Origin of the sequence: Synechococcus sp. CC9616 (genome assembly GCF_000515235.1) — a bacterium.
Lineage (GTDB): Bacteria > Cyanobacteriota > Cyanobacteriia > PCC-6307 > Cyanobiaceae > Parasynechococcus.
In genome coordinates this window covers 1004574-1030131 of sequence record NZ_KI911558.1, presented here as the reverse complement: position 1 = coordinate 1030131, position 25558 = coordinate 1004574, and the positions used below count along the sequence as shown (strand labels likewise).

Sequence of the window (25558 nt, the reverse complement as noted above, 5' to 3'; positions counted from 1 at the left end):
TCATCACAGAATTCATTGTCGCGGCTTGGCACTCGACGCTTGAGACTGCCAGATTCTCTACATCGCGATTGGTTGCATCCGGCCTGCCTTGTGTTCTGCTGAACTTCTTCTTTTCAAAACACTTTGGGGTTGGTGCGGATCCTTGGATCAGGCCCTCCAGCGTTCCGCTGCGACCGGTTTTGATGGCATCGAGATCAACCTTGACCATCCCTGTCTTGAAACCGTCAGCTCGGGTGGACTCCTCGATGCACGGCGTCGGTTCGATCAGGCCCTGATCCTGGAGATCGTCACTGGCGGTGATTACACCCCCAATCTCAGCGACAGTCCTCGGCAGCATCTCGACCAGCTCGATCGCGCTCTGAATCGCGCGCTGCCGCTGCAGCCTCTGAAGATCAACCTGATCACTGGCAGCGATTGCTGGCCTGATCAGAAGCAGCACGACTTCCTTGCGGCGGTTCTGGATCGCCTCGAGCAGCTGCCCTGTTCCGTGATGCTGGAGACACATCGCAGCCGCAGCCTGTTTGATCCCTGGCGTCTGCCCTTCTGGCTGATGCAACACCCGCGCCTTCGCCTCACTGCGGATCTCAGCCATTGGTGCGTGGTCAGCGAACGGCTGATGACGCCGGAGCTGGAGCCGATCCAGGCCATGGCAACCCGCGTTGACCACATCCATGCCCGTGTTGGCCATGCCCAGGGGCCATCGGTGCCCCATCCGTTCGCTCCGGAATGGGCTGAAGCTCTGGAAGCCCATCGCCGCTGCTGGCAGCTGTTTCTCGATCGCCGCAATGGGAAGGCCACCCCCTGCACGATCACTCCGGAATTCGGGCCTGATGGCTACATGCCGATGGTGCCCTTTAGTGCTGAACCGCTTGCGGATGTGGAGGCGCTCAACGTTGCCATGGCGTCTTGGCTGCGGAAGACCATGAACCTTTAGATCCTGGAAGGTGGCGTCTGTAAATCCGTTGCCAGTGCAGGATCCGCTCCTCCAGCCGGTGAGCAGGGCCTGGAGTGATGCCGCTTTCGTATCCCAGCTGCGCTGATTCCACCAGTTGCTGGTCCTCCTCCAGGAAGCCCAGCAGATTGTTGAGCCAGGCGTCTGTTTCCTGCTCGAGCTGCTCGGCTCCTTTGGACTGGCTCTGCTGCACGGCGAACAACCTCAGCTGCAGGGTTGTGGTGGAGGGGCTTGATGGCAGGAACTCCAACAGCGCCAGGCGCCCGTCCGGCCAGGTGATCAGGTGCGTCCAGGGAGGAAGCCCAAACGTGTGGAAGTGCCCGCCTGCCGCATGGGGTGTGATCAGCACATTCCCCAGATCCGTGAACCGGTGCACGTAATCCCTCACGGGTCCCTGTTCACGGTGCAGGGTCGTTGGATGGGCGACGGCAACGTGATAGTCATCGAGGGTGTTGTCGTGCGCCACTTTCCAGTTGCAAGCCAGGCCGCGTCGGATCTCACGCACCAGCTTCAGGGGGCTTCGCCACAGGTCCATCACGTCCTGATGCACCTGCTCAAGCTGCAGCGCCAGAGGACGCACGTCTTCGCTGAGCGCCACCCAGATCAGGGGTCCATCAACAAGACAGGGAAGAGCAGTGAGAGGCCAGTCCTTGCGCTGAAATGGCTGGGGAAGGTCCTGTTCCCTAACCGCCGCAAGCAGTTCTCCCTCAAGGTTGTAAGTCCAGCCGTGGTACGGGCAGATCAAACGCCGGCAGGACAAGCCTGTGGCGCTCTCTTTTTGGAATGCCACGCCTCGATGGGGACAACGGTTCAGAAACGCCCGCGGCTTTCCCGCTCCGGGGCGCGTCAGCAGCAGAGGTCGACCCAGCAGGTTGATGGCCTGGCTCTGGTCCGGGGCGATCTGAGATGACGCGGCGACCGGATGCCAGAAGGTCTCTGCGTACGCGCTGCAGTCCCAGCGATGGACGTCCGGTTCGGTGTAGAGCCAGGCCGGTAGAAAGCTCTCAAGGGCCTGCATCAGAGGAACGTTGGCTCCAGCTGCCTGAGGCTGGCGGACAGGCTGCGGCGCAGCTGCTGAAAATCACTGCTCAGCCTCAGCTGATCAAGATCGTTTTTATCGAGGTCCACGTCGAGAGAGCGGATGATCCGGCCCGGGTTAGGGGCCAGCACATGGACGTTCTGGGCCAGGACCAGGGCCTCTTCCACGTCGTGGGTGATCAGCAGCACGGTCAGGCCGGTGCGCTGCCAGAGCTGAAGCAGGAAATCCTGCATCGATTCCCTGATCTGGAGATCCAGGGCTCCAAAGGGCTCATCGAGGAGCAGCACACTCGGGTTAGTGGCCAGGGTGCGGGCGATGGCCACACGTTGCTGCATGCCGCCGGAGAGTTCGCGGGGCAGTTTGGCGGCGGCGTCCTGCAAGCCCACAACTTCAAGGAAATAGGCCGTGCGTTCGCGGATCTCCTCAGGTTTCATGTTCTGCAGACGCATTCCGAAGGAAACGTTCTCGGCAGCACTCAGCCAGGGATAAAGGCTGTATTTCTGAAACACCATTCCCCTGTCTGGTCCTGGGCCACCAACCAGCTGGCCATCCACCACAATTCGGCCGCTGCTGGGCTGATCAAGGCCGGCAATCAAGCGCAGAATCGTGCTTTTGCCTGAACCGGAGCTCCCCACCAGAGCTGTGAAATCGCCGGACTGCATCCGAAAGCTGATTCCTTCCAACACGGTTTTGCGCGCCGCACCATCCCCGAAGTGTTTGCCGACCTGCTGGACAAGTAATTCCATTGCCTACACAGCCCAGCGGCAGCTCAGACGCAGCAACAACCTGAAGCTCATGTCGATCGCGAAGCCGATCAGCCCCAACACAATGAGTTCGGCAAAGATCTGGTCCGTTCGGAAGAAGCGCTGAGCCAGCTGGATGCGTTTTCCCAGTCCCACCTCCGCTGCCACAAGTTCCGCCACCACCACCAGATTCCAGGAGGTCGCGATATTGATGCGCAAGGTGTCGATGATGCTCGGCATGCTGTACCGAGCCACGACCTGCACCAGCACCTGGCGACTGCGGCCGCCCAGGGTGAGTGTTGTTTCGATCAGTTCCTTGGGGACGAACTTGACCGAATCCATCACCATCAGGATGTTGAAAAAAACGGTGCCGAGAAAGATCAGGGCGATTTTGGGCTCTTCGCCGATGCCCAGATAGATGATCAGCAGAGGGATGAAGGCCGCCGCTGGCATATAGCGCAGCATGGCGATCAATGGCTCACAAAGGGCGCAGACTGCCGGATAAACCCCCATACAGATGCCGATGGGCACAGCTACAAGGGTCGCGAGCAGGAATCCTGCAAACACCCGACCGGTGCTGGCGACGATGTCCTGAAACAGGATTCCGCTTTCCGCCATGGAGGCAAGGGAGCGGAACACCGCTCCAGGGGACGGCAGGAATTTTTCATCAACAACGCCCAACGCGGCGATGGCCGTCCAGATAAGTAACGGAAGCAGCAAGGATGACACCTGCAATCCGCCCCGAACAGCTCTTGAAGGTTTGGCCCCAAGAGCGAGCAGGGACAGGAAACCAGGCTTTTTCTCGATGGTTGCGGCAGGGGCCGTAGCGCTCATCAGGCGCCGGCTTCCTTCTTCACGAAACTGGAATCGAACAGGTTGCTCATGTCCGGTTTCGCTTCAAGGAAGCCAACGGTCACCATGAAGTCCGCCATGGACTCGGCTGCATAGGGCATGTGCTGCATGCCTTCACCGGGGCTGAACGCCTCAAGGTTTTCGTCCAGCGTGAAGAAGCGCGTGCCGTCCTTGTACTGCTTGTATTCCTCGGTGGGGATGCCTGCCCGCTTGGCCATGATCTCCTCGGATTTTTCGGGGTTCTCCTTCATGAAGGCGCGAACGTCCCACCAGGTTTTCACGATCTTCTGAACGTCGTCGGGACGCTCCTTGATCAGGTCTGCGCTGACGGTCAGCAGATCAGGAATGGCGCCGGGGTAGTCCTTCGAGGTGGCGATCACCCGGGCTCCTTCGCGCTTCATGGCCGTCCCGGTGTAAGGAGGGAAAGCGCCAACCGCATCCACCTGACCGGCCGCGAAGGCTGTCGCGGCTTGGTCAGTGGGCAAACCCTTGATCACCACATCGTCGCGACTGAGGCCAACGTCCTGAAGCGCCAGGCTGAGCAGGTAGTCGTCCACGATCCCTTCTTCCACGGCCACTGTTTTGCCTTTGAGGTCTGCCACGGAGGTGATTGAGGCATCGGCAATGATCTGGTCGTTACCGGAGGAGTTGTCGTTCACCAACACCACCACCTCTCCACCGTTCTCCCCCGGCAGAAAGGAAATCGTGTCGTTCAGGGTCTGGGAATTGCCGTCGATCTTGCCGGCCGCAAACGTTTCCATCGATGGCAGGTAGCCATCAAACCACTTCATTTCGACGTTCACTCCGTTTTTCTCGAACATTTTTTCCTCAACGGCGATCGCCCAGGGCCACCATCCCGCCCAGTTGCTGTATCCCAGCACGATTGGTGTTCCGCTCACAGCCGACGTGTTGGGTGCCTTCGAGCAAGCGACGGCCAGCAGGACGGCCAGGCCGGCGAAAAGCAGGTTTCGAAATTGTTTGGTCATGGATGGGGCGTGGGGGAGCCTGGAATTCCATGAGCTCCATCAGGCCATCGTCTGCAGCGTTTGGTTCTGGCGTGGTGTGAATAACTACGAAACAGTGTCTTTGTGTTCGGCCTGAGGCTTTTGTCGGTGAAGCGATGCAACATCATTCAGGCATCGTTTTCCTGGGTCGGTACGTTTGAAGCCCGGATCGAGCTATGGACCAATCCTTTGGTGGCCTTCCAAACAAGGAAATCAGTTCCGTTGTTAGCACCTGGTGGCGGGAACGGGTGAAGGAATTGATTAACGAGGAACGGGCTGAGGATGCAAGAAGCCTTTATTTGGAATTCGGAGAAGTTAGTCCGATGGTCTGACGTCTGTTCAATCACTGATGAAATGCACAGACTTGTTTTTCTAGTGATTCCGTGCAGATTAATTTCTCCACGGAAGGTCTGTTTGGTCTGGATTGACAACAAGCTGTAGATCTCTGAATTTGAGATATCTCAACAGGTTTGTGCACTGATATGCACAGTGTTATCACGAATGGGGGGGCATGGCAGAGACAATGGATGGATAAAGTTAGCTGTCTATTTAAAATTTCTGGATTGGTGTCTGAAGTTCTTGAAAGACCTTCCACCATCCACCAACTCTTACCAGTGGATGAGCTCTGGAAGGGCATTGTTTGAAGTTGTCCTCCAGCGCAACCATGCACAAGCGGTTTGTTCTTTCTGCCTGGTCAGCAAACTGGATAACTGACCAATCTGCTTGCCGAACCAGTCGGGCCATGAGCTTGAGCCACTTAGAGCGGAGACACTCAGACGTTTACGATTTTCAAGAAGACTCTGGGGGTTTCGACGTGGTTCTCTTCATGACGTCTGGTTTGTTTGCCGTTCTGGCGGGTTTTACTGGAGCCGATATCGCCTTGTTCCGCAAGCTCAACCATGAACTTGGCATGTTGTGTCAGGCCCCGCCGTCGCAGGCGATCCGTGTCTGCAGAATCCATGCGCGCCTGGTTGGCGGCTGAGCTTCTGAGCAATCGGGAGTGTCCTGAGACGACTGATCTCATGCTTCCTGTTCCTGGCTAGAGGCACTCGTTTAAAAAGTTCGTCGCCGAACCCGTGAACAGATTTTGTATCAGATGTATCAGTATAGATGTGGATGGTGATCTGCCGATACTTTTATATCGTCGTTGTTATGTAGAGAATTAAAAATTGTTCGTCACTCTGTCGTGGGTTTGGACTGTGTGCGATGGATGGTTTCCTAGGGTTTTTTCAACGACTTAACCCGAAATGTCTCCTGGTTTCAAAAGCGAGAAGGAGATCAAGCTTGCCAGTGCTCATCTTCTGAGCCTCGCCAAAGATATTGTTGATGCCAATAAATCCAAGGATGTTGAATTGGATCCTGGTCTTGATATCTGCGACTACATCAAACGACTTCAGCAACCAGCTCAGTCCTGAAGCGTTTTTATTTGGCGGGTTTGGGAGTTTTGTCGAGACGCGATACAAAGTCAAAGTCCGCTTGACCCGCATTCATATGCTGTTGAGATGACACCCAGCACAACTCCGGCACAACTGGAGCAGGACCTCAGGGCAGCTCAGCTGCATGGTCGCTGGCTCAGCGACGATGAACTGGCCGCGTTGCGGGACGAAAAGGAGCAGCGGATTCAGGCCCAGGAGCATCGTGATCATTTGCGTTTTCGTCTGTTTGTTCTGACGGGCGTCTGTTTATTGATCCCTCCGCTCTGGCCCTTGGCCCTGGGGCTGACGCTTTACCTGTTATTCCCGGCCACCATGCGCCGAGTCGGGCTTGCCGCAGGACTTCTGCTGGCTGTTGCCGCGATCGGCACGACGGGACTCCTGGCGATGTTGACTTTCTGGTTGTTGTCTCTGCTGTTTTAGGCCGCGTTCAGAGCCATGGCCGATGGCTCGGTTTCATGGTCATTCCCACCGGCGCCAGAGCAATCAAAGCGAGCTTGAGATGTTGAATTCCGAAGGGGATTCCAATGATGGTGACGAAGCAGGCCAGAGCTGAGCTGAGATGGCCGATCGCCAACCACCATCCCGCCACGACAAACCACAGAACATTCCCGATCAGCCCAACCGTGCCGGTTCCCAGGTCTCTCTGGCCAGTGAGCTGTTCTCTGTTGACGGCTTCGTAGCCGAAGGGCCAGAGGGAAAACTTGCCAATCACCCAGCAGCTTCTTGCCCAAGGCAATCCAATGATTGTGATCGCGCAGAGCAGAGAGGCAAGCCACCATCCCAGGGCCATCACAAGCCCCCCGAGCACGACCCAAATGACGTTGAGGACAGAACGAATCATGCAGGCAATCTCCTCCGGTGTTTCCAAGATGGCTGCATTGGATACGCGCCGCACCAATCCAGCTCGTTACGTTGCGTAAACATTCGTTGTCTAAAGATGGCCGGCCGTTTTGGAATAGTGGGTTGCGGCTACGTGGGAATGGGTGTTGCGATCAACGCCCGCAGTCGTGGGCTCGTGGTCACTGGCACCACCACATCCCCTACGAAACTTGCCCAGCTCTGCGATCTGGTGGATCACCCACGGATCTGCCGCGCTGGTGATCCCGGTGCCGACTACAGCTTCATCGAGCAACTGGATGGCCTTCTGATCTCAATCGCTCCCACATCGGAAGATGAAGCAAGCTCCTATGGAAGCGTCTTCGGAGAGGGCGTTCAGGCTTTGGTGGAGGCCATTGGGCGCCGCAGTTCCCGCACCCCTCTCCATATCACTTACCTCAGTAGTGCAGGGGTATACGGGGACAAAGCCGGTCAAACGATCAACGAGCTCAGTCCACCGGATCTCACAGACGCCACGAATGCCCTTCTGGTGCGAGCCGAAAACACGGTTTTGTCTTTGAACAGTGCATCCACGCAGGCATGTGTGCTGCGTCTTGGCGGAATTTATGGACCTGGCAAGGATATCCCTGGTTATATCCGCAGCGCTTCTGGACAACAGGTCCCCAAAAACGGCAACAACGTCAACGCCTGGATCCATTTCCTCGACATCCTTCGCGGTGTTTCATTCGCTTATGAACGTCGCCTTCAGGGGATCTACAACCTGGTGGACGACATGCAGCTGTCTCGCAGAGAGCTGTCGAACGAGTTGTGTGATGCCGAGGGGCTCGCTCCTGTGATCTGGGAGAACCATGATCGTGATGGAGCAAGGATTTTCGATGCCCGTGTGAGTAATGCTCGGCTCAAAAATCTCGGTTTCAACCTCAAGGTCAGTTCAATGCTGGACCCTGTGCCCGCCTGAATACATCGAGCCATTCCCGTTCAGATTAAATCTCTTGCTCCAGTCAATTCCAAACTTTGTGATGAATAATTTTTGAGATTTTTGCCTAAAAACGTAATCGGAAACAGTAACGAATCGAATATCTAGATGACAATTATGTTCCAGTTTTGTTGTGAGATTGATAGGGCAAAGTATTCACACTCCCGGATTCAGAAGTGGTGACGTTCAAGTTTTGAGCTGTTGTATGTTCGCCTTCTAAAGCCAGTTGCTGACAATTTGTGATGTCTATCGCGCAGGGGCTTGCCAGCCTTCCATGCAGGGTTTATCCATGGTTGGTAGCAACAACTACTAAAACGTTCACCTTGTTACCTAACAAGGCGCAGCACGACTCAGGCCATGGAACGGGGGCTTGGGCTGATTCCGAGATCATCTGATGCAACTCACTTTCCTCGGCAACACCTACACGCGCCAGAACGATGTTTCGGCGAAATCCCTGGTTCAGCTCACCTATCGCCGCAGCGTTTATCAGGCCAACCGTGAGGCCGTTTCATTCACAACGCCACGGCTTACTTATCGCGGCGTCTCCTATTTGCGCTGAGCGATCGGTCCTGCGTTTTAGGGGCCCTGTCCTGCCCGACAGGGCCTGCGTCGTGATCATCAGCGTCTTGGCCATCTTCAACAGCCTGAAGATCAAGGCAGCCTGAGCAGATCACCCGGCCTTTTAATCGCCAGTAATTCGCCATTGACCGCTCAATTTGCATTCCGCAGCGGTGGCAGGCGAACAAGGGTGACATCAGTAACGACCCTCTTCGACCTGCACTCATGATGCCGTTCCACGGATGTTTCTGAAGGGTTGATCAGCAACTGCGCGAAGCGATTTTCCTTTTGTGTATCAAGACGGACAATTAAACTCGTCTGCCTGAGTCCTAATAGGTTCAGCTTCGCAGATGTCTTGGACCTGGTTGCCACTTCCACACACGTCCTAGGTCTGTTTCGTCTGACGGCCCCCAGCGTTCTGGGAACCCTCTGGCTTCAGACCCACTTTGCTGACTCTGAATGGGACGCCCTGCTTAATGGAGAGGCCAGCTTCGGTGTTGATTGCTTGAACGCCCTGATCCAGGACGCGCGTTCCGCTGGTCTGTCAGTCGAGCAAAGGGTTGTCGTTGAATCCTGAGAGCTGCCATTTTGATTGGCTCAATCGGAAGCGTGTCAGGACAAACTCACCTTGGACCTAATTGGTGTTTTGATAACGGCTTGGATTCAAATGGTTCGTCAGAAGGTTATCGATTGATGCATCTTTTCTGGTGAATCTCTTGTATGAGGATGAAGACAAAATCCTTCCACGCTTGCTTCATCGAGTTGATGAGGGCCTGTTTCCCTGTTGATGCAGTGATTGTGAAGGAATTCGTGCTCGCATGATTGAGCTTGAGCTGGATGACAACCAATTCCCTTTATTGGTGGCATAACTCGATTTGTGAATGCAACGCGCTGCCAGCCACGCTGACCACCCAGAGCTTCCTACAACTACTGAGTCCTGTGAGACACCTTTTTGTGTCCGACGACTTTTGTTGTGAGCTGGCCTCTTCTCTGGCTGTAATGCTCCTCGAATTTAATGCTGAACTTGAGGAGTTTTGTTTTCAAATCGACAGCCTGGATCAGTTACAAGGTGCAGATCGCTCTGAACTTGAAGCTGTTCGTTGATGCTGGAGAAGATCAGGGCTGTCTTTGCTGATCCTCAGGTTGCAGATCTAGAGGGTCTTTACGACGCAATCAACGCTGCGAGGGATCTGGCGCCGGATTCTGATTTCGAAGCCTGTTACGACATCGTGATGGCCGAGGGTGGTCCCGAATCGGAGGCCTGGATTGCCTTCACGGTGCATACTTCCAGCCGTTTTGATATCGACCAGCAGCCAGATCCTGATCAGTTTCTTCAGGTTCTCAGGGAGAGATGTGACGCGCGTCGTCAGGAATGACTCAGCTTTCGGCATATTTGAGGGCTTTCAGGCTCATCACCATGTGCGTTCGCAGGCTGCCGAGAGCCATGACCTGCTTTGGCGTTCGGGTGCGAGAGACTTCATCCCCCTGGCTTTCCAGCCACATCAGAAGCTCCTTTGTCTGATCTGCCCAGGCAGACAGGGCTGCCCTCAACAGATCGTCTTCGTCGACTCGGCCTTCGCGAGCCAGTGAACCTTCGGTGGCAGCCTTGAGCAGTGCGTTGAGCTGGTGCTGGCTCAGGGCGTCAGGAAAAGCAGGATCGGAGTCGATACTTAAGCAAATCTGTAGTTCTTGATCCAACCGTAGGCCCGGACGGTCCCTCAGCGCCACTCGTTCTCAGATCCGCTCCTCATCGGGGTCTTCCGGTAGGCCTCGAGCGCTGAGCGAAAGTCGCCTTGCCAACAGCAATCCTGGGTACAACAGCAAGGAACGGGCATCGTCTCGGAACAGGCTCCGCAACAGTTGCAGCAACGGGTCGCCAGGCCGCATACGACGTGTCAGCTCTGCAATGGCAGCGCTGCCATGCCACGCCTGCTCGCCCTCAAGCAAGACAGCGCCATCAGCCAAATTCATGCCCCTGCGACGCAGTTCCTGACGCAAGGCCTGCTCGGCGCGTCCATCACGGATTTCAAGTTCGGGGATTCCGCCGGTGAGTTCACTGCGGAGTGCGAAATGACGGCAGAACGGGCAGCCGCCGTCGTAGACGAGGGTGAGACTCATTGCACAAGTTTGACGTGATTTGCATCGCCAACGTGGTGTTCGCTGCCCTTCTGCTTCTGGTCCTGGTTGTTCCTGCTCGGGCCGATTGGCTCTGTGATGGTGACCCGCTCAGCATCAAATTGATTCCTGGTGCAGTGGATACCAGTGGTCTTCCTGATGGGATCCCGAATTCAGCAGCTGGGACATTGCCTGGTGACGGCATCCTGATCAGCTGGCGTGGAGTCACGTTGCAGCTGCCACGTACGAACAATGCCGGCACCCCCAGCTACACCGATGGACGTTGGTGGTGGCGTGCCGAAGATCCTGAACAGCCTGAGTTCAAGGAGCGGCGAGGCGAGGTGACGTCTTATCGCTGCGAACCCCTTGCTTAATCAAACAGCCTGCCTGCTCAAACCAAGTTGGCGCTTGAGAGATCCGGTGCCTTGTTGAAGATTGCCAGAACAGCTCCACTTTTGCTGAAAATGGTGCTCAGATCTTCGTCGCTGCTCCAGGTCAAACCTGGGATTGCGCTGACATCCAATGTGTCCTTCTGGAGTTGAAAGTCCTTGATGCGAACCCAACCCTGTGGATGCAACTTGAACGTATCTGCGCCTGGTCCCCCAGTGACTTGATCAGGCTTGCGGCCATTGCTCCTGCCAGCTGCTAGTTCATCGTCGCCTTTGCCGCCGATGAGAACATCTCGGCCATTTCTGCCGTCCAGTCGGTCGTTCCAACGTGTTCCTTTCAGACGGTCGTCTCCATTCGTTCCGCGAATCGGCGCAGTGGTTTTTGGTTCAAGCGTGAACTGTTGTCGGATCTTTCGGGTTGCTCCCTGTCCGTCGTCGAGCACATATCGAATGACCACGTCACCATGGAATACCGGCTTGGCTTTGAACGTCCAAGACCGAGCGCCTTTCTTCGAGAATGTGCCTTGTCGGGACTTCAGATTGGTAGCGACCAGGGGATCATCATCTGGGTCGACATACCCTTGAACAAGATCACGGTTTCGAAGTCGATAGGTTTTGCCCTGACTACCAGAGGCCAGCTCGGCTGGGTCGCCAGATGGAATTGGTCTGTCGTTGCGAGGAAGAATCTCGAAACCATTGCTGGCCGAAAGGAGTTCACCACGTCCATCGATGACGTTGTAATTCAGATTGATAGGCCCATGGAAGTTCTCAGGAGCAGTGATGGTGTAACTTCCATCGGCATTTTCTTGGCTTTGACCAACAGAGCTGATTAATCCGTCAGCGGAGAGGAGGTCTCCGTCTACATCACTGAATCCCTGGAGCAGTTGTGCTCGACTGATGATGAAGGCAGTATCTTCGATTCCCGCTGGAAGAGACGCCTTGGCTCCGATGAGCACTGGCGCATCATTCACATCCACCATTGAAAAACTGTTGTTGGTGGATGTGTTGCCGCCAAAACCATCGCTGACGTTGTACATCAGCGTCACAGGTCCGCGATAATCTGTTTCTGGTATGAATGTGTAGCCTTGTTGATCTGTATTGCTGGTCAACGTCCCAGAAGAAGCAGTGATGTTGCTCACTTGCAATGAATCCCCTTCTGGATCGCTCCATCCCTGAAGTAAATCGCTGACGTTGATTTGATAGGTGATGTCTTCCTTGCCTTCTGGAAGGAGTGCCTTGCTGCCTATTAGTACCGGAGGATCGTTGATTTCCTCCCCCCAGATTGACTGAAGAGCGGCAATGTCGAGAACTGTGTAAGTCGTTGGTTGGATTCCGCTGGCCGGTAGGCCATAGGCCATCAGGGTTTGATCAACCGACGTGCTTGTGGTTGTTCCGTATTGGTCTCCGTCATCTCCGTCAAAGGGATGTTCGAGTCCTAGTGCGTGGCCTAGTTCATGAATGGCAGTGCTTTTCCAGTTGTTTGTGCTCTCGCCCCCATAACTAATATTGATGGAAACATCGTTGTAATCAAAATCTACAAAACTCGGTTCTGATTGAGTGCCGCGATATCTCCATGCCTTGGCATTTGTCCCTGCGGTATTCTCTTCCTGGCTTGAACTATGATTCATAATGCGAATATCAGCACTCAATTCGTCGCTCACGACTTGTAAATTCAGATTGAGCTTTTCATTGAGATTGTTGATGAATCTCGTTAAGTAGTCTTGCCCCTCGCGGCTGATCGGTAGTGCATCAGCGCTGTTCTTGCCAAAGCTGGTCGAGCTTCCCTCAGTGTCGATAAAAACGGATAGTGTGTTGTTTTGAAGCTCGGCGTATTTAGTTATTATGTATTTAATTTTGCCGTCTATAATTAGTTCTGGTGTTAAAGCCATGAATGAATATTGCGTTTCAACCGGTTTCTTTCAAGAAATCTAGCTGCGCTCAGCTGATTTCAATCCTGGCCCCACGGCACTCTCATCCATTTCTCAGTGGGTTCGCAGATGCCTCCACGGATCGGTCTAAGGGGGCTTGCAGTATCCAAAAGATGCCCTGCTTCCCAAGCGTCTGGTCAAACAAAACACCTGCAGAAAGCCTTCCGCACACTTGCTTCGAGCTGAATTTTGTGTTGCTGAGCCATGACTGAGTTTTCCACACGCTCGGTGTAAACCGTCGCAGCAGGCGTCTCGTGTAACTCGTTCCTTTGATGTCAAGAATCAAATGTGGCTTGCTGTCGATCACGCGAGATGAGCGTCATCCCGAGGGGTGACAGTTATTTGTTTGTTTTCTCGGTATCTTCAGTTACCGCAGGGCTTTTCCTGTATCCAGCTGATTGGCTGAGGATGGTTCGTTTTGGGTGCGTCTTCGAGGTCGGCTGGTTTTCCACGAGGGACATCACAGTCGTCTGCAGGAGGTCGATCTGGGCCGAGAAGCGCTGTGGAAAAGCTGTGAAAAAGGCTCTGCCGCTGCCCCTGAGCGGCTCAGGACATCCAAAAGCCTCCATGCATCACGGTTTCGAGAAATCCTGTTTCATCAACATTCGGCTCAGAGGCTGCTCGTTTGATCAGCTGTCTTGTTGGCGGTGTCCACCAGTCTCTGAGGCGATCCATCCAGCCATTGCGGCGTGGCCAAGGGCACGAGGTCATGTTGCTGCGGCTCCTTGTCCCAGTGGACCGCGCCAGATGTCGGCTGGCATGAGTGATTTGACTTAATCGACACCATTTCGTTCCTGCAAGCTGTCATCCTTTCTGAAGCCATTGATCTCGGCATGGACGCCGACGAACCGGTCACACCAAATACGGCTCTTGTTGTGGACCAGGAGGGTCGTCTGACCTATACGGGTTCAGACGGTCGCCGCAGGGTGATCGTTGGCGACCCCGAACTTCTTCGGCGGATCACTGAGCTGAAATCGACCGATGGCGATGTTTTTGAGGATGGATGCGGGATTTGAGCTGTTGTTGACGCTCTAGTACATCTGCACTAGAACAGTCGTACTAGTTCGGCCGCCATGACGTCCAGTTCCCCCTATGCCGCCTTCCGTGCTGAGGAGTGGATGCGCGCTTCGATGATCCGTCCCCGCAAGGTTTTCACTCCTGCCTGCACCTCGACGTCAGACGCTGATCGGCGCTCTGCGAGTGTTCCTGTTTCAGGTGCTCCGAACAGGCGGCCATCGATTGTTCAGGGCGAGCTGTTTCTGTTTCCTGTGATCGTTGGCCTTTGAGCCCATGGGTGCCCAGTTTCTGGCAATCTGATTTGGCATCTCAGGTTGTTCCATGCTGTTGTTTGCTTCTCAGACGGCTCCCGGTGGTCCTGCAGTCATTCTTCCGGCACTGCTGATTACTGGTTTGCTGGTTGCGGCGTCTCAGGCGTTTGTCCCCAAGAGCGACGCCAACGATTGAGTGTTGTTTCCTCGATCTTTTTTCACGTCCGGCCTAGTCCTTCCTCAGCCTCTGCTCACGTGTCATCGCTGACCCGTTCATACGGTGAATGGAGCGATGCAGAATCCATGATGAAGGTCTCTTTAATTATTCAACTCGTCTTGGCGGCCGCTGTACTCCAAGCGCTCGTCCCTCTCTCCACCGTTTCCGCTTCTCCCGCGGAAAAATCCCCCATTTTGGGGATGGTGGAACCCTGAAAATCCATTAGAGATGGTTGGTATTGACCAACCAGATGCTTGATCCTTACGACTTAGTCCTGCTCGTGGATGGTGATCTGCACACCCTCAGTATTGAGGCGGGCGGGCATCGACAAGCCTGGGAGTTGGCTCGGCGCCGTTTTGATGATCGGGTCAGGGCAGTTGTCTACAGAGGGGATGATCCTCCAGATCTGACCGAGAACGGTTGAGCACGCTTTCCCTGCATGGTTCAGTTAATCCAAGGTGGCGTCGCTGATGAGCCGTTGTTTGGTTTGACTGTTCAGATACCGTTGATTGAGCTGTCAAGCTGGTTTTGAGGATTTCATTTGGATGTACCACCCCCTTGATCGCTGGATTGACGCTGCTCTCTTCGTCGATTGCCTGGGGGCAAATGCCGCCTACAAAAGTGTTTGCTGAACGGGATATTCCTCTGTCTGAAATTTTTTCTGAATGGGAGGGAAAAGGTCTTAATGGAGACATGTTCATCTGCTCATGTGATCGCATGAGCTGTGACACCAATCCGTATTGGCCTTTTCGTGTTTTTCGGGCTGGTCAGTCGATTCCCGTGCTTGGTGATTTCAACCGGAACATCGCTCGCAGCAACGGATTTATCTGTGCAATTCGCCCCAGATAAAGCAAAAACGGACTCATCAACCGATCAGGTGATGAATCCGTTTGTCAGAGAATTATCTGTTCAGGGGATGTGGTGAGGCAGCCCCTCAATACAGGCCGTAGCTCACGCCGCGATAGCGAAGATCCCGGCCTCTGGTGGCCACCTGATTGCAGTTCTGGTTCACGTAGCTCGCGCCCCGATATGTCAGTGACCGCTGGCTGCCTGCTTGCCCCAGCTGGGAATGGGTTTGATCGGTATGGGCCACGGCTCTGAAGGCTTTGGCCATTTGCTTGCGGGCTTGCTCCAGGGCCTTGTTGCGTACGGTCCGGGATTTGATCAGGTTCAGGGTGTTCATCGTTCACTCCGTCTGATGCCCAGGCCCCCGTTGCATGGCTTGGGACTGACTGCGGCCCCTTTGGGGACCCAACGTCCGTGCATCATAGACCATTTGGTATCAGTTGCTACCTTTTTTGCCGCTCGGATCTGATCCAGTCGGTTGACTCTCCCCCGGCCAGATGAGCGCTGATGCGCCGGTCTTTTGTATCTGTGGCCCTTCAGCGGCTGGGAAGACAAGCTTTGCGGCTGCCCTGGACGTACGCCTTTCTGCAAGGGGGATCGCTGCGCTTCGCATCGCCTGCGATGACTATTACCGATCGGATTGGACACCTCATCCCTTATTTGGTTACGACACCGTTGATGCTGTTGACAGCGAAGCGCTGGTTGAGGATCTGCTTAAGGCAGTGCGTGGTCAGGCCACGTCGTTGAGGCGATACGACATGCGAACCCGACGTGTTGATCGTCGTCCTGTTACGGAGCCCTATGACCTGATCGTTCTGGAGGGTTCCTATGGACCTCAGATGTTGGTAGGGACTTGTCCGCTAGCCAGCCTTGTCTATCTCGATGAGTCGTTGCTGTTACGCCTTTATCGCCGCTTGCGTCGTGATGTGAGCCAGCGCAGCCGGCCGCCGCGTTATGTGATTCGCCAGATGTTGCGCGAGATGCTCCCGGGTGAGCGGGCTTTCATTCATCCATTGCGGAAGCAAGCCGATCTGGTGGTGCGAGATCAGGTCCGTGGCCTTGAAGATCTGCTTGTGCAAATGGACCGTGCGTTCAAACCAGACTCTGGCTAAGACATAAACACTTTCACGAACACAATGGCTACCTACAAGATCACGATTGAGGGAGGATCCTCTTTCGAGTGTGCGGATGACGCCTACATCCTCGATGCAGCCGAGGAAGCAGGGGTTGATCTGCCCTATTCCTGCCGTGCCGGAGCCTGCTCCACTTGTGCAGGCAAGTTGATAGAGGGTGCTGTCGACCAAACTGATCAAAGTTTTCTGGACGACGATCAAATCGAACAGGGTTTCGCTCTGCTTTGTGTCAGTTATCCGACATCTGATTGCACCATTCAGGCCAATGCTGAGGAGGCACTGCTCTGATTGCTTAAGATTTCCTTGTTATCACTGGCTTGCGGCGGTTCGGGTAGAGCTCCTGACAGAGGGGACAGACGCGACCGTCGCATCCCCTTGCTGTGCAGAATTCGCGGCCGTAAAAAATAATCTGTAAATGCAGGCGGTTCCAGGCTTCTTTGGGAAAAAGAGCTTTCAGATCGCGTTCAGTTGTTGCCACGTTCTCGCCGCTGCTGAGCCCCCAGCGTTGGGCAAGTCGATGGATATGGGTGTCCACTGGAAACGCCGGCACACCAAACGCTTGAGACATCACCACGCTGGCGGTTTTGTGCCCCACTCCTGGCAGTGATTCCAGGGCCTTGAAGCTTTTGGGTACGTCTCCGCCGTGACGCTCGATCAGCAGTTGCGCCAGCCGCTTCACGTTCTTGGCTTTGGTGTTGGCCAACCCCAGCTGACGGATGAATCCATGAATCTCCTTCTGCTCGAGGGCTGCCATGGCCTGCGGCGTCGGACCGGCAGTAAACAGAGCAGGCGTCACCTCATTCACTTTCTTGTCGGTGCACTGAGCACTCAGCAAGACAGCGATCAACAAAGTGAAGGCATCGCTGTGGTCGAGAGGGACGGGAGTTTCCGGATATTGCTCCTCAAGGCGCTGGAGGATGGTCTCCGCCCGTTGCTGCTTTCGCACGTCTGCTGAAATTTGCCTGAGGTTAATGAGTTTCCCACCGCCGCTCGGGCCCGGTCGTCAGACGCTTGTCAGCACCACCTCCGATGATGTGCATTTGGATCTCCCCTTTTGGATTGGAACGGTTCACGTTGTTAACGCAAAGATGTGTCCTAAGGCTGGCCGCCATCACGCTGGTCCTGATCGGTCCGTTGTCGGGCTGTCAGCGTTCGTCAACGACAAGCGAAGCTGATGCCAGGCCAAGGGTTCTGACAACTTTTACGGTCCTCGGGGATCTCGCTGGCACTGTTGCTGGAGATCGTTTGCAGGTGGATTCAATTGTTCGTCCCGGAGCCGAGATCCATGGGTACCAGCCAACTCCCAGCGACATCGAACGAGCCAGCGGGGCGGATCTGATCGTGGAGAACGGCCTTGGCCTGGAACTGTGGGCCAGACGGTTCACGGCGGCGGCAGGTGATGTTCCCAGCGTCACGCTGACGGATGGGATTGAACCACTGCTGATCTCCGAAGATGTCTACTCAGGCAAACCCAATCCCCATGCCTGGATGTCGCCTCAGCGGGCGATGACCTATGTGGACAGATTGGTGGAGGCATTTACGCGGCTGGACCCCGAGGGAGCCTCCACGTTTGAGGCCAATGCCCAGGCGTATAAGAAGCAATTGAGGCAGCTCGACGACGAGTTGAGAGAGATCCTGGAGACGATCCCAGATCAACGGCGACTTCTCGTGAGTTGCGAAGGCGCCCTCAGCTATCTGGCTTCGGACTACGGACTGGATGAGGCCTATCTCTGGCCGGTGAATGCTGAAAGTCAGGTGACGCCCAAGCGGATGGCGCGCCTGATCAGCACCGTGAAGGATCGTCAGGTGCCTGCTGTCTTTTGCGAGAGCACCGTGAACGATCAACCGCAAAGGGAGGTCGCAGCGGCGTCTGGGGCGCGTTTCGGTGGAACCTTTTATGTCGATTCCCTCTCGGCTCCTGATGGACCGGCACCCACGCTGCTGGATCTACTGCGTCACAACGTCGAGCTGATCCGCCAGGGACTCTGCCCTGACGAATCAACTTCATAGTGGATCAGGTGTGATTGGGATGGTTCATACGATCACGAAAGACTCCACATCAAGGCCAGTTGGGTCGACCAGCTTTGCTGCCAGGCCATGACCAGTCCCAAATCCCTTTTTATCTCCGTTTTGGTTGACCAACAGCATCGACATCGGTTTGTGTTCGTGATCCCAGATCACAAGATCGACATCGGTGAGGCTCATGGCCTTCATGTCGCGGCGGTTGCTGACGCGGGTGATCTCTAGATCCTTTCGCCCATCGAACAGCTCAGAACTCAGTTGAATCACATCCCCATCGTCTCCTCTGAAATCGAGGATCTTGTCAGCTTGCTTTTTGACAAGCTCCATCCTGTGAGCAATGTTGAAGGAGTCAGGCCCAGAGGTGCCGTTCCAACTGGAACGGCTGCCGGAGAGATGGTGGTGCGTCAGCTCGTCTCCGATCAAAGCTGGTCCGATGATCTCTTCAAATGGACGGCTGGATTCCTCAGCCCGAGTGAACAGTGTCAAGTTGTCGATCGAGAAGATGTCGCGGTCTGCTCCTCGATCGCCACTTCCATCAAAGTCTTCGCGTAAGACGAAGCGACCTACATCCTCCTCGTGTTCGCAGACGTGGAAAGCGATATATTCCACAGCTGCGTCACTCGAGGACACCCCCGATCCATGGGTTGACTCGCTCGTAATCAGATTGTCGTTCACGTCGTAGACATCGAGGATCACATTGCGTTTGTCCTCTCGGCCCATGAGGTAGAAGCCAAAGCCATAGACAGGGTTTTCCCAGCTTCCACCTGAAAAGTCGGTTCCAGAGAACTGGACTTCGAGATGTCCTTCCGCTGATTCGCTTGGAATGACTTCCAGAAACTGGTCGTAAGCCGTTCCGCTGACAGCATCGACACCATGGGTGACATTGATGCCACGGTCGATATTTCCGCTTGACGTCTCGCGGGCGAGACCTGGTTCATCGGGTCCGCCGTAATGACCGATCTGACTCAGGCTGAAATCAACCTTGAAATCACTGCCTGCTGTCATGAAGCGGACGGTTCCTTCTGCTGTGGCGTCCGGGTTGTGAACACCACTGAAGCTGCTTGGAATCCCTGTTGTTCTGCCATCGGCTCCAATTCCAGCAGGACTCATCCAGGCGTAGGGCGAGGCCAGGCTGGACAATGGCTGGTAGTTCGCCGATGGGTCTGCCCCGTCGACATCCAACCAACCGTTGTCGATTTCGAAGCTGATCAGCTCTTCCTCGAACTCCCCTGAAGAACGGAGCTGGGTGAAAAATGTTTCCGCATCTGCAGCGTTTTGGTAGTCCGCGCGACCGATGGAGTGAACAGGGGTGCTTCGTGAGATTTCATCAACAGCTGACATCACCATGAAACGGCTTCCCTCTGGACAGCACTCGCCCTCTTCATGACTGGTTTCCTCACCGCCATGGCTGTGTCGATGGTCTCGAGGATCCAGTACGGAAGGATCGCCCTCGTGGGGGATTCGGTGGCCGCTGTTCTGGTGGGGCCTCATCGGATGGAATGCCATGGGAAGAACGAATCAGGTGATCTCTGAAGGCCGCTTTGGCCCGTGACCAAACCTTCTTCGAGATGGATCGGCAGCTTGTTGATCCAGCTCACACCCGGCTGTGATGCTGGTCATCCCTGTTGGCTGATCGCATTTGGGCGGCCGTGGCGGTTATGAAAGGATCAAGTCAAACCATCACAAGGGCCTTTTGCGTACCGGCGCTCCCACAAGCTCTGCGCAGACGCTGACCAATCGGATCGAGGCGGAAGGACTATGCGTTGATTACACGGGCACCGTGGCGCTTTATGACGCCACGCTGAATCTTCCACCAGGTTGCATTTGTGGCCTTGTGGGCATGAACGGTGCCGGTAAATCCACCCTGTTCAAAGCTCTCACCGGCTTCGTCAGGCCCTCCCGTGGTCGTATTCGGATCAACGGCTGCCAGGTGCAGGAAGCCCAGCGTCAGCAGGCAGTGGCCTACGTCCCGCAGAGCGAAAGCATCAACAGTCAGTTCCCGGTTTCGGTGTGGGATGTGGTGATGATGGGGCGTTATGGCTCCATGAATCTGTTGCGTCTGCCCCGGAGTTCCGATCGGGTGGCCGTGCGTGATGCCCTGGCCCGTGTGGAGTTGTCCGATCTGCGTGATCGTCCGATCGCCACCCTGTCGGGTGGACAGCGCAAACGTGCATTCCTGGCCCGGGCGATCGCTCAGCGGGCCGATGTTCTGTTGCTGGATGAGCCCTTCAACGGCGTGGATGTCCGCACTGAGAAGCTCATGGCCCAGTTGTTTCTGCAGTTTCGGGATGAAGGCCGCACGATTTTGATCTCCACCCATGACCTCAGCCATGTGAGGGAGTTCTGCGATCTCGTGGTTCTGATCAACAAAACCGTGCTCGCCTATGGCGAGACCTCCGAAGTGTTCACGCCTGAAAATCTGGCGATGACCTTCGGAGGCCTGCCCCCTGATCTGCTCACCGGCAGCAGTACGCCTGAGGAATCACTCTGAGCTGCGTGCCATCACGCGGTTGAGCACGCTCTGTTTGATACGTGCCCGATCGCGTTCCACGTAGATCTCAGCCCAGTGCTCAGGCTTTGATTTCTGCTCCAGTCCTTGGATGAGCTCTTCCACGTCTGTAAAGAGTTCGTCGACAAAGGCATCAGGGTTGTCTCCGAAGCTTTGATGACGGCTCAGGGCTCGATCAAGACGGCTGATCAATTTGGTCGCGCGCGACATGGTGTTGACGGCAGAGAAGGGGTTGGTTCGCTAGTTCGTGGGTGCGTCTGAGTCGTTGTTCAGCAGGCGGATCCCGGTGCTGTCCTGCAACTGGCGCAACAGTGTGGCCAGTGAGAGGTTCACCTGTCCCTCCCGTTCCCCGATCAGGGTGACTTCCTCCACTTCGATCGGTTGCACCGTTTCACTGAGCATGGTGAGCAACGGCTTCAGTTTTTGAAGCAGGAACAAGCGTTTGGCGTCATCCCCCGAGCGCTTGAGCGACTCCACGAGCTCCTGGAGACCTTCCGCTTGGGACCGCCCCTGCTCAATGATGGTGGCCGCTTCACCTTTGGCGTCCGCCATCATCGTTTCGCATTCGGATTCCGCCGGGGCTATCACGTCCGCCTCCAGCTGCTGCGTGACTTGTTTGATCCGCTCCTGCTGAACCGGCAGTTCAGCTTCCGCGCGAGCCAGCTCCGCTCCCACCTCGGCCTGCACCTCTGCCACCAGTGCTTCCCGGCGGGTCAGAGCATCCTTTGTGCGTTTTTCGGCGTTGGCCGTGGCGATGGCGAGTTCTTTATCGAGGCGTCGCAGGGCGGTGATTCGTTCGTTTTCGGCCTGCTTCACAGCGGACTGGGAGGAAGCCTCGGCTTCGGCGATGCGCGAGTCCCGTTTCAGTTCCACCAGCTGTTTGCGGCCGATGGAGTCCAGATAGCGGACGTCATCGGAGATGTTCTGAATCTGCAGGGTGTCGAGCACCAAACCGAGTTTCTGCAGGTCGTCCTCCGCCTCGTCCAGCAGGGTGCGCGCGAAGGTGAGCTTGTCTTCGTTGAGCTGTTCAGGCGTGAGGCTGGCCATCACACCCCTGAGGTTGCCTTCAAGGGTTTCCTTGGCGATGTGTCGGATGTCGTCCTGGGACTTCCCGATCAGCCGTTCGATGGCGTTGTGAATGCCAGGTTCCTCTCCGGAGATCTTGATGTTGGCCACCCCTGAGACGTTGAGCGGAACCCCTCCCTTGGAGTAGGCATTATCGACGCGCAGATCGATGATCATGTTGCTGAGGTCGAGGCGCATGACCTCTTCCAGAAGCGGGATCCGCAGGGCACTGCCGCCGCGGACGGTGCGATACCCCACGCGTTGGCCGGATCCGGTTGTGCGCTTCAAGCCAGCGAAGATCAGTACTTCACTGGGCTGACAGATGTAATACAGCTGACGCAGGAGCACCACGAAGGCCCAGACCCCTGCGGCTCCAGTTAGTCCGATTGCGACGAACATTGAGAGATCTCCTTAGCTTTTGTTGGTGAGGGTTCCGAGCAGATCGATCCCGAGGATCTCGTTCACCTGTTCAAAGAACTGGCGCACTACCACGTGGTTGAGGGCGATCAGGTGAGCCAGTGAGGAGGCATCGTTGCCATCTAGCGCTGTGACCTTCTTCAGGTGCAGCTGGCTTGGTAAGCGGGTTGCCTGGGCCAGCACCATCTCGATCTGCTGCAGCAGAAACACGAGCTCCGCCGTGCTGCCGGCGCTTTCCCACACCTGAGTCAGCAGGTCGTTGACCTGGGCACTGGCCTTGACGTCTTCTGCGGTGGCAGCGGCCATGCCTCGCGCCCGAAGCTCCTTGGCTTTCTGACTGGCCTGCGCTGGAAGAACTTCTTCAGCGCGGAGGCGGAGGCGTTCCAGCTCGGCCCTCACCAGTTGCAGTTTTTGTTCTGCCTTGGCGCGGGCTTCCAGTTCTGCGGCTTCGGTGCGCTCTTCTTCCGAGCGGGCTTCTTTCTCCATCACGGCAACGCTGGTGCGCACCTCGTTCTCTTTCTCCAGCACCACTGTTTCGGCTTCTGTGCGGACCACCTGCGACACCTCTTCCATTTCCGCTTCGATCCGTTCGGCTTGCCCGATCGCCTCGGATTCGGCGATTTCGGCGTCCCGCACAATCTGGGCAACGCGGCGGCGACTGATTGAGTTCAGGTAATCCACGTCATCGGAGACGCTCTGAATCTTGAGGGTGTCGAGTTGCAGGCCGAGACGTCGAAGATCCTGACCCACTTCATCAGCGATCTGCTCAGCGAAACGAAGACGGTCTTCGTTCACCTGCTCGGGAGTGAGCTGGGCCAGAACACTGCGGAGGTTGCCCTCCAGGTTTTCCTTGGCCACCTGCACGATCTCGGCAGGGTCGCGACCCAGAAACCGTTCGATGGCGTTGTTGCGCACTGCCGGGTCAGTGCTCACTTTCACGTTGGCGATCGCCTGGATGTTGAGAGGCGTCCCGCCATTGGAGTAAGCATTGCTCACCTCCACCAGGACCGGGAGCAGGGTCGCGTCCATGCGACGCGCCGTTTCCAGCACCGGTTTGACGAAGGTCCAACCACCATTGGCAACGACGCGGTAGCCCTTCATGCCTTGATCGCCCTGGTTTGATTTCGAACCGGTCACCACCAGCATCTCGTGGGGCCGGCAGATGCGAATCATCCAGCGACAGATGAAGGTGAGCACCGCGATGCTGACGAAAACCGCCATGGCTCCGGCGGCAATCGCCTCGGATTGATTGCGGTTACTGGGGAGGAAGGCCGGAGTGGAGGGCTGCGTCCGCAGCGTTGGGCCCGACATAAATGGAGGGTGAACGTTGTCCTCTTCCCCTAGCAAGATCGAGCTTGTCTGCCATCACATCGGCTCGACGCTGAGGGTGTGTCCGTCGCTGGCCACCACCACCACAGCGGTTCCCTTGGCAATCGGGCCGCTGACGCTGTGTGCTGGTCGTCGGATCAAACTTCCCCGTGCCTGCAGTTCAACAAAACCGCGCTCCTGAGATGAGAGATCGAGCGTCACGAGCCCTTCCAGGCCGATGAGATCTTCACTGCGCACGAGACTGTCCGCTTCTCTGCGAGCCATCAGCCGGAGCAGATAGGCGGCAACCCAGCCCATCACCAGCCCCATCGCCAAGGCGATCAGGCTTGACGGCAGCCAGCTGCTGGCAGGGGCAAGAAATGTGAGCAGCAGGCCGCTGAAGCCGAAGCCGAACAGCCCGAATGACCAGAACGGCGTGTTGAATAGGATCGTGAGGTTGCCGCCGCTTCCGTCTCCACTGAGGTCGCCCTCGCCATCGAGCGCCAGGGCAATCAGCACGCCCCCGGCGATGAGGCACAACACATAAGTGATCAGCATTTAAGACGTGTGTTTATTCATGGTGGTTTGGACGTCTCTGGTAAAAAATCAGTCAGGAAGCTCTTTCCGAGACGCTGTTAGGACCAACGTTAGTCACGGATCTGATGGCAACTGGTTTGTCTTTGATGTCGTGCTGGCAGGGTGTTGCACCTTCGCAATGGCAGTCCTTGATCACCAACAAGTCCTTTGAACGTTCGGGTGTGGTGATACGACGGTTGGGATCAACATTTCGAATCGCGTGGATCTCTGCATTGACTGGGCAATTCCAGCTCCAACAAGGCTCGAAAGGCAGATTGGTCCACGCGCCTAGAGATGGCTGATGCCTCGTATCAAAGGATTTGGCATCACGACGTTGCCTCGAGCAGGGGTGCTGATATTTGCCGCTGGAACATTTCTCGGGGTTATGTCGTTCGTTCAGATCATCGATTCAGAGCAAACGAGCCGCAGCAAGCGCGATGAGGAGCTCGCAACCTGCAAGCAGCGGGTCCGCCAGCTCATGTCTGACGGTCGCACAGAGGAATCAATCCAGCGGTTGACTCGTTGTTTGGATGTTCATCGTGGAGGAACCCCGAACGGGTCAGAACGATGAAAGGGCTCAGGAGCCATGTCACAGGAATGACCGGTTATGACGCCAACCAGCGCCAAACAACAGCTTCAAGCCATATCCGAAAAGTGTCACTGTTGGTACGTCAGCTGGAAAAGACGTTGTGCCAAACCAGAAGTAGTTCTGTACCAAGATCCATGTTGTTTAAAGTGCAATGCCAAGGGCCATCAGATTCAATCTGGTGCACGGAAGCTGAGATCGAAAACGAGTTCCCTGCTTACGCCATTGCTCGCAGCAAATCCATGGGTCGCGGTGTCAGTTGCCGACTTGTTGCTAACAATGGGCAAGTCGTGAGTCAGGTCAGTCCGACCATTGATGCGCACAGGCTCCCTTGAAACGGACGTCCTTCCAATCCGCCAAAGTTCATCACGTCTCAAAGAGTTGTTGAATTTAAAATTGTGTATGTGGTTTATTGCATAGGGAGTATCAACGTTAGATAATGAACGAATTGGAATTGATTTGGGTGGTGATGATCAGATATCGCCTGCAGAATACAAGTGCCAGACAGGGTTCTGTTAGTTCTTGTTGACACCTTCTAGTGGATGACTCGATCGCAAAGCGATCAGAAAAAGTTGATAGCATGTTCGATTTATCATTTCTGAAAAAGCTTCTTGCAAATACAGATTGGCTTCCCCGCGAGATGTTCAGAAATTGGTCATTGAGACGTTGACTTGCTATTCGGGTATTTGCTTTTAATATGTTTTCAATGGTCTATTTTTTATCAATGTAAGCTTGACTCGGGTAAAAAATGGATCTGCTTCCTGATGCCCTTGGCTTTTTAC

General features: G+C 55.6%; 35 protein-coding genes. 18 read left to right on the top strand and 17 right to left on the bottom strand.

The genetic code is table 11. The annotated features are described in order from the left end of the window. The first annotated feature begins 142 nt into the window (after window positions 1-142). Complete coding sequence (locus SYN9616_RS0105995) at window positions 143-934, top strand: sugar phosphate isomerase/epimerase (RefSeq protein WP_232200100.1); 792 nt, start codon at window positions 143-145, stop codon at window positions 932-934. On the opposite strand, the gene SYN9616_RS15310 is transcribed toward SYN9616_RS0105995, so the two are convergent. The 4 genes from SYN9616_RS15310 to SYN9616_RS0105975 are packed head-to-tail and all read right to left on the bottom strand — an operon-like array spanning window position 888 to window position 4572. Beyond that, a complete protein-coding gene (locus SYN9616_RS15310; protein ID WP_051410963.1) occupies window positions 888-1970 on the bottom strand; it encodes an aromatic ring-hydroxylating dioxygenase subunit alpha in 1083 nt (360 codons plus the stop codon). The genes SYN9616_RS0105995 and SYN9616_RS15310 overlap by 47 nt on opposite strands. Further along, window positions 1970-2737: an ABC transporter ATP-binding protein gene (locus SYN9616_RS0105985; RefSeq protein ID WP_028952302.1), complete on the bottom strand. Its 768-nt coding sequence runs from the start codon at window positions 2735-2737 to the stop codon at window positions 1970-1972. Before SYN9616_RS0105985 ends, SYN9616_RS15310 begins: the two co-directional genes overlap by 1 nt. Window positions 2738-2740: 3 nt before the next feature. After that, window positions 2741-3568, bottom strand: a complete 828-nt coding sequence (locus SYN9616_RS0105980; RefSeq protein WP_028952301.1) for an ABC transporter permease — start codon at window positions 3566-3568, stop codon at window positions 2741-2743. After that, window positions 3568-4572, bottom strand: a complete 1005-nt coding sequence (locus SYN9616_RS0105975; RefSeq protein ID WP_028952300.1) for an ABC transporter substrate-binding protein — start codon at window positions 4570-4572, stop codon at window positions 3568-3570. Before SYN9616_RS0105975 ends, SYN9616_RS0105980 begins: the two co-directional genes overlap by 1 nt. A gap of 832 nt (window positions 4573-5404) precedes the next feature. Between SYN9616_RS0105975 and SYN9616_RS15305 the strand changes: the two genes are divergently transcribed. Next, window positions 5405-5572, top strand: a complete 168-nt coding sequence (locus SYN9616_RS15305) for a hypothetical protein (RefSeq protein WP_156918694.1) — start codon at window positions 5405-5407, stop codon at window positions 5570-5572. A gap of 247 nt (window positions 5573-5819) precedes the next feature. On the opposite strand, the gene SYN9616_RS17175 is transcribed toward SYN9616_RS15305, so the two are convergent. Continuing rightward, window positions 5820-6077 (bottom strand): hypothetical protein, encoded by a 258-nt coding sequence (locus SYN9616_RS17175; RefSeq protein WP_156918693.1) that lies wholly within the window; start codon window positions 6075-6077, stop codon window positions 5820-5822. 15 nt (window positions 6078-6092) lie between these two features. Here SYN9616_RS17175 and SYN9616_RS0105955 point away from each other — a divergent pair, with 15 nt between their 5' ends. Next, a complete protein-coding gene (locus tag SYN9616_RS0105955) occupies window positions 6093-6446 on the top strand; it encodes a hypothetical protein (protein WP_028952299.1) in 354 nt (117 codons plus the stop codon). A gap of 7 nt (window positions 6447-6453) precedes the next feature. Here the strand turns inward: SYN9616_RS0105955 and SYN9616_RS0105950 are convergent, their stop codons facing one another. After that, a complete protein-coding gene (locus tag SYN9616_RS0105950; protein ID WP_028952298.1) occupies window positions 6454-6867 on the bottom strand; it encodes a YccF domain-containing protein in 414 nt (137 codons plus the stop codon). A 96-nt stretch (window positions 6868-6963) separates the two neighbouring features. On the opposite strand from SYN9616_RS0105950, the gene SYN9616_RS0105945 reads away from it, so the two are divergent. The 5 genes from SYN9616_RS0105945 (at window position 6964) to SYN9616_RS0105920 (ending at window position 9773) form a co-directional block, all read left to right on the top strand. Beyond that, window positions 6964-7821, top strand: a complete 858-nt coding sequence (locus SYN9616_RS0105945) for an NAD-dependent epimerase/dehydratase family protein (RefSeq protein ID WP_028952297.1) — start codon at window positions 6964-6966, stop codon at window positions 7819-7821. Window positions 7822-8233: 412 nt separating this feature from the next. Further along, window positions 8234-8398, top strand: a complete 165-nt coding sequence (locus SYN9616_RS16395; RefSeq protein WP_071991422.1) for a DUF4278 domain-containing protein — start codon at window positions 8234-8236, stop codon at window positions 8396-8398. Window positions 8399-8752: 354 nt separating this feature from the next. Further along, a complete protein-coding gene (locus tag SYN9616_RS0105935) occupies window positions 8753-8974 on the top strand; it encodes a hypothetical protein (RefSeq protein ID WP_028952296.1) in 222 nt (73 codons plus the stop codon). Between the two features lie 260 nt (window positions 8975-9234). Next, window positions 9235-9501: a hypothetical protein gene (locus SYN9616_RS17170; protein ID WP_156918692.1), complete on the top strand. Its 267-nt coding sequence runs from the start codon at window positions 9235-9237 to the stop codon at window positions 9499-9501. Further along, window positions 9501-9773: a hypothetical protein gene (locus SYN9616_RS0105920; RefSeq protein ID WP_028952295.1), complete on the top strand. Its 273-nt coding sequence runs from the start codon at window positions 9501-9503 to the stop codon at window positions 9771-9773. Before SYN9616_RS17170 ends, SYN9616_RS0105920 begins: the two co-directional genes overlap by 1 nt. Before the next feature lies 1 nt (window position 9774). Here SYN9616_RS0105920 and SYN9616_RS0105915 read toward each other — a convergent pair whose 3' ends face one another. Further along, the gene (locus SYN9616_RS0105915) at window positions 9775-10095 is read right to left on the bottom strand and encodes a hypothetical protein (protein ID WP_232200094.1); all 321 of its coding nucleotides are present in this window, start codon (window positions 10093-10095) and stop codon (window positions 9775-9777) included. Between the two features lie 36 nt (window positions 10096-10131). Then, on the bottom strand, window positions 10132-10515 hold the full coding sequence (locus tag SYN9616_RS0105910; RefSeq protein WP_028952293.1) for a DCC1-like thiol-disulfide oxidoreductase family protein: 384 nt from the start codon (window positions 10513-10515) through the stop codon (window positions 10132-10134). Between SYN9616_RS0105910 and SYN9616_RS0105905 the strand changes: the two genes are divergently transcribed. Next, window positions 10515-10886: a hypothetical protein gene (locus tag SYN9616_RS0105905; RefSeq protein ID WP_232200090.1), complete on the top strand. Its 372-nt coding sequence runs from the start codon at window positions 10515-10517 to the stop codon at window positions 10884-10886. The genes SYN9616_RS0105910 and SYN9616_RS0105905 overlap by 1 nt on opposite strands. Before the next feature lie 17 nt (window positions 10887-10903). Here SYN9616_RS0105905 and SYN9616_RS0105900 read toward each other — a convergent pair whose 3' ends face one another. Then, window positions 10904-12790 (bottom strand): cadherin-like domain-containing protein, encoded by a 1887-nt coding sequence (locus SYN9616_RS0105900; RefSeq protein WP_084218312.1) that lies wholly within the window; start codon window positions 12788-12790, stop codon window positions 10904-10906. Window positions 12791-13375: 585 nt separating this feature from the next. Next, on the bottom strand, window positions 13376-13540 hold the full coding sequence (locus SYN9616_RS17900; protein WP_232200080.1) for a hypothetical protein: 165 nt from the start codon (window positions 13538-13540) through the stop codon (window positions 13376-13378). Window positions 13541-13662: 122 nt separating this feature from the next. On the opposite strand from SYN9616_RS17900, the gene SYN9616_RS0105885 reads away from it, so the two are divergent. From SYN9616_RS0105885 to SYN9616_RS17165, 5 genes are all read left to right on the top strand, one after another. After that, on the top strand, window positions 13663-13845 hold the full coding sequence (locus SYN9616_RS0105885) for a hypothetical protein (RefSeq protein WP_028952289.1): 183 nt from the start codon (window positions 13663-13665) through the stop codon (window positions 13843-13845). Between the two features lie 57 nt (window positions 13846-13902). Continuing rightward, window positions 13903-14115: a hypothetical protein gene (locus SYN9616_RS0105880; RefSeq protein ID WP_028952288.1), complete on the top strand. Its 213-nt coding sequence runs from the start codon at window positions 13903-13905 to the stop codon at window positions 14113-14115. A 52-nt stretch (window positions 14116-14167) separates the two neighbouring features. Further along, window positions 14168-14293: a hypothetical protein gene (locus SYN9616_RS18090; RefSeq protein ID WP_255326791.1), complete on the top strand. Its 126-nt coding sequence runs from the start codon at window positions 14168-14170 to the stop codon at window positions 14291-14293. A 271-nt stretch (window positions 14294-14564) separates the two neighbouring features. Further along, window positions 14565-14738 carry a hypothetical protein gene (locus tag SYN9616_RS15300; RefSeq protein WP_156918691.1) on the top strand — a complete coding sequence of 58 codons (174 nt, stop codon included), beginning with the start codon at window positions 14565-14567 and terminating at the stop codon, window positions 14736-14738. Window positions 14739-14884: 146 nt separating this feature from the next. Further along, on the top strand, window positions 14885-15163 hold the full coding sequence (locus SYN9616_RS17165) for a hypothetical protein (protein WP_156918690.1): 279 nt from the start codon (window positions 14885-14887) through the stop codon (window positions 15161-15163). A gap of 85 nt (window positions 15164-15248) precedes the next feature. Here the strand turns inward: SYN9616_RS17165 and SYN9616_RS0105855 are convergent, their stop codons facing one another. After that, window positions 15249-15497: a hypothetical protein gene (locus SYN9616_RS0105855; protein ID WP_028952287.1), complete on the bottom strand. Its 249-nt coding sequence runs from the start codon at window positions 15495-15497 to the stop codon at window positions 15249-15251. 160 nt (window positions 15498-15657) lie between these two features. Between SYN9616_RS0105855 and SYN9616_RS0105850 the strand changes: the two genes are divergently transcribed. After that, window positions 15658-16272: a uridine kinase gene (locus SYN9616_RS0105850; protein ID WP_028952286.1), complete on the top strand. Its 615-nt coding sequence runs from the start codon at window positions 15658-15660 to the stop codon at window positions 16270-16272. A gap of 24 nt (window positions 16273-16296) precedes the next feature. After that, window positions 16297-16581 carry a 2Fe-2S iron-sulfur cluster-binding protein gene (locus tag SYN9616_RS0105845; RefSeq protein WP_028952285.1) on the top strand — a complete coding sequence of 95 codons (285 nt, stop codon included), beginning with the start codon at window positions 16297-16299 and terminating at the stop codon, window positions 16579-16581. 4 nt (window positions 16582-16585) lie between these two features. Here SYN9616_RS0105845 and nth read toward each other — a convergent pair whose 3' ends face one another. After that, on the bottom strand, window positions 16586-17239 hold the full coding sequence (nth, locus tag SYN9616_RS0105840; protein WP_028952284.1) for an endonuclease III: 654 nt from the start codon (window positions 17237-17239) through the stop codon (window positions 16586-16588). Window positions 17240-17325: 86 nt separating this feature from the next. Between nth and SYN9616_RS0105835 the strand changes: the two genes are divergently transcribed. Then, complete coding sequence (locus SYN9616_RS0105835; RefSeq protein ID WP_051410962.1) at window positions 17326-18303, top strand: metal ABC transporter substrate-binding protein; 978 nt, start codon at window positions 17326-17328, stop codon at window positions 18301-18303. 24 nt (window positions 18304-18327) lie between these two features. On the opposite strand, the gene SYN9616_RS0105830 is transcribed toward SYN9616_RS0105835, so the two are convergent. Continuing rightward, window positions 18328-19821 (bottom strand): hypothetical protein, encoded by a 1494-nt coding sequence (locus tag SYN9616_RS0105830; protein ID WP_037990719.1) that lies wholly within the window; start codon window positions 19819-19821, stop codon window positions 18328-18330. Between the two features lie 223 nt (window positions 19822-20044). Here SYN9616_RS0105830 and SYN9616_RS0105820 point away from each other — a divergent pair, with 223 nt between their 5' ends. After that, window positions 20045-20806 carry a metal ABC transporter ATP-binding protein gene (locus SYN9616_RS0105820; protein WP_028952281.1) on the top strand — a complete coding sequence of 254 codons (762 nt, stop codon included), beginning with the start codon at window positions 20045-20047 and terminating at the stop codon, window positions 20804-20806. Here the strand turns inward: SYN9616_RS0105820 and SYN9616_RS0105815 are convergent. The 4 genes from SYN9616_RS0105815 to SYN9616_RS0105800 are packed head-to-tail and all read right to left on the bottom strand — an operon-like array spanning window position 20798 to window position 24172. Further along, window positions 20798-21034 carry a hypothetical protein gene (locus SYN9616_RS0105815; RefSeq protein ID WP_028952280.1) on the bottom strand — a complete coding sequence of 79 codons (237 nt, stop codon included), beginning with the start codon at window positions 21032-21034 and terminating at the stop codon, window positions 20798-20800. The two genes, SYN9616_RS0105820 and SYN9616_RS0105815, sit on opposite strands and share 9 nt — an antisense overlap. Window positions 21035-21064: 30 nt before the next feature. Further along, window positions 21065-22288, bottom strand: a complete 1224-nt coding sequence (locus SYN9616_RS0105810) for a flotillin family protein (RefSeq protein ID WP_028952279.1) — start codon at window positions 22286-22288, stop codon at window positions 21065-21067. A 12-nt stretch (window positions 22289-22300) separates the two neighbouring features. Further along, window positions 22301-23617 carry a flotillin family protein gene (locus tag SYN9616_RS0105805; protein WP_028952278.1) on the bottom strand — a complete coding sequence of 439 codons (1317 nt, stop codon included), beginning with the start codon at window positions 23615-23617 and terminating at the stop codon, window positions 22301-22303. A gap of 54 nt (window positions 23618-23671) precedes the next feature. Continuing rightward, window positions 23672-24172 (bottom strand): NfeD family protein, encoded by a 501-nt coding sequence (locus SYN9616_RS0105800; RefSeq protein WP_028952277.1) that lies wholly within the window; start codon window positions 24170-24172, stop codon window positions 23672-23674. Between the last annotated feature and the right edge of the window lie 1386 nt (window positions 24173-25558).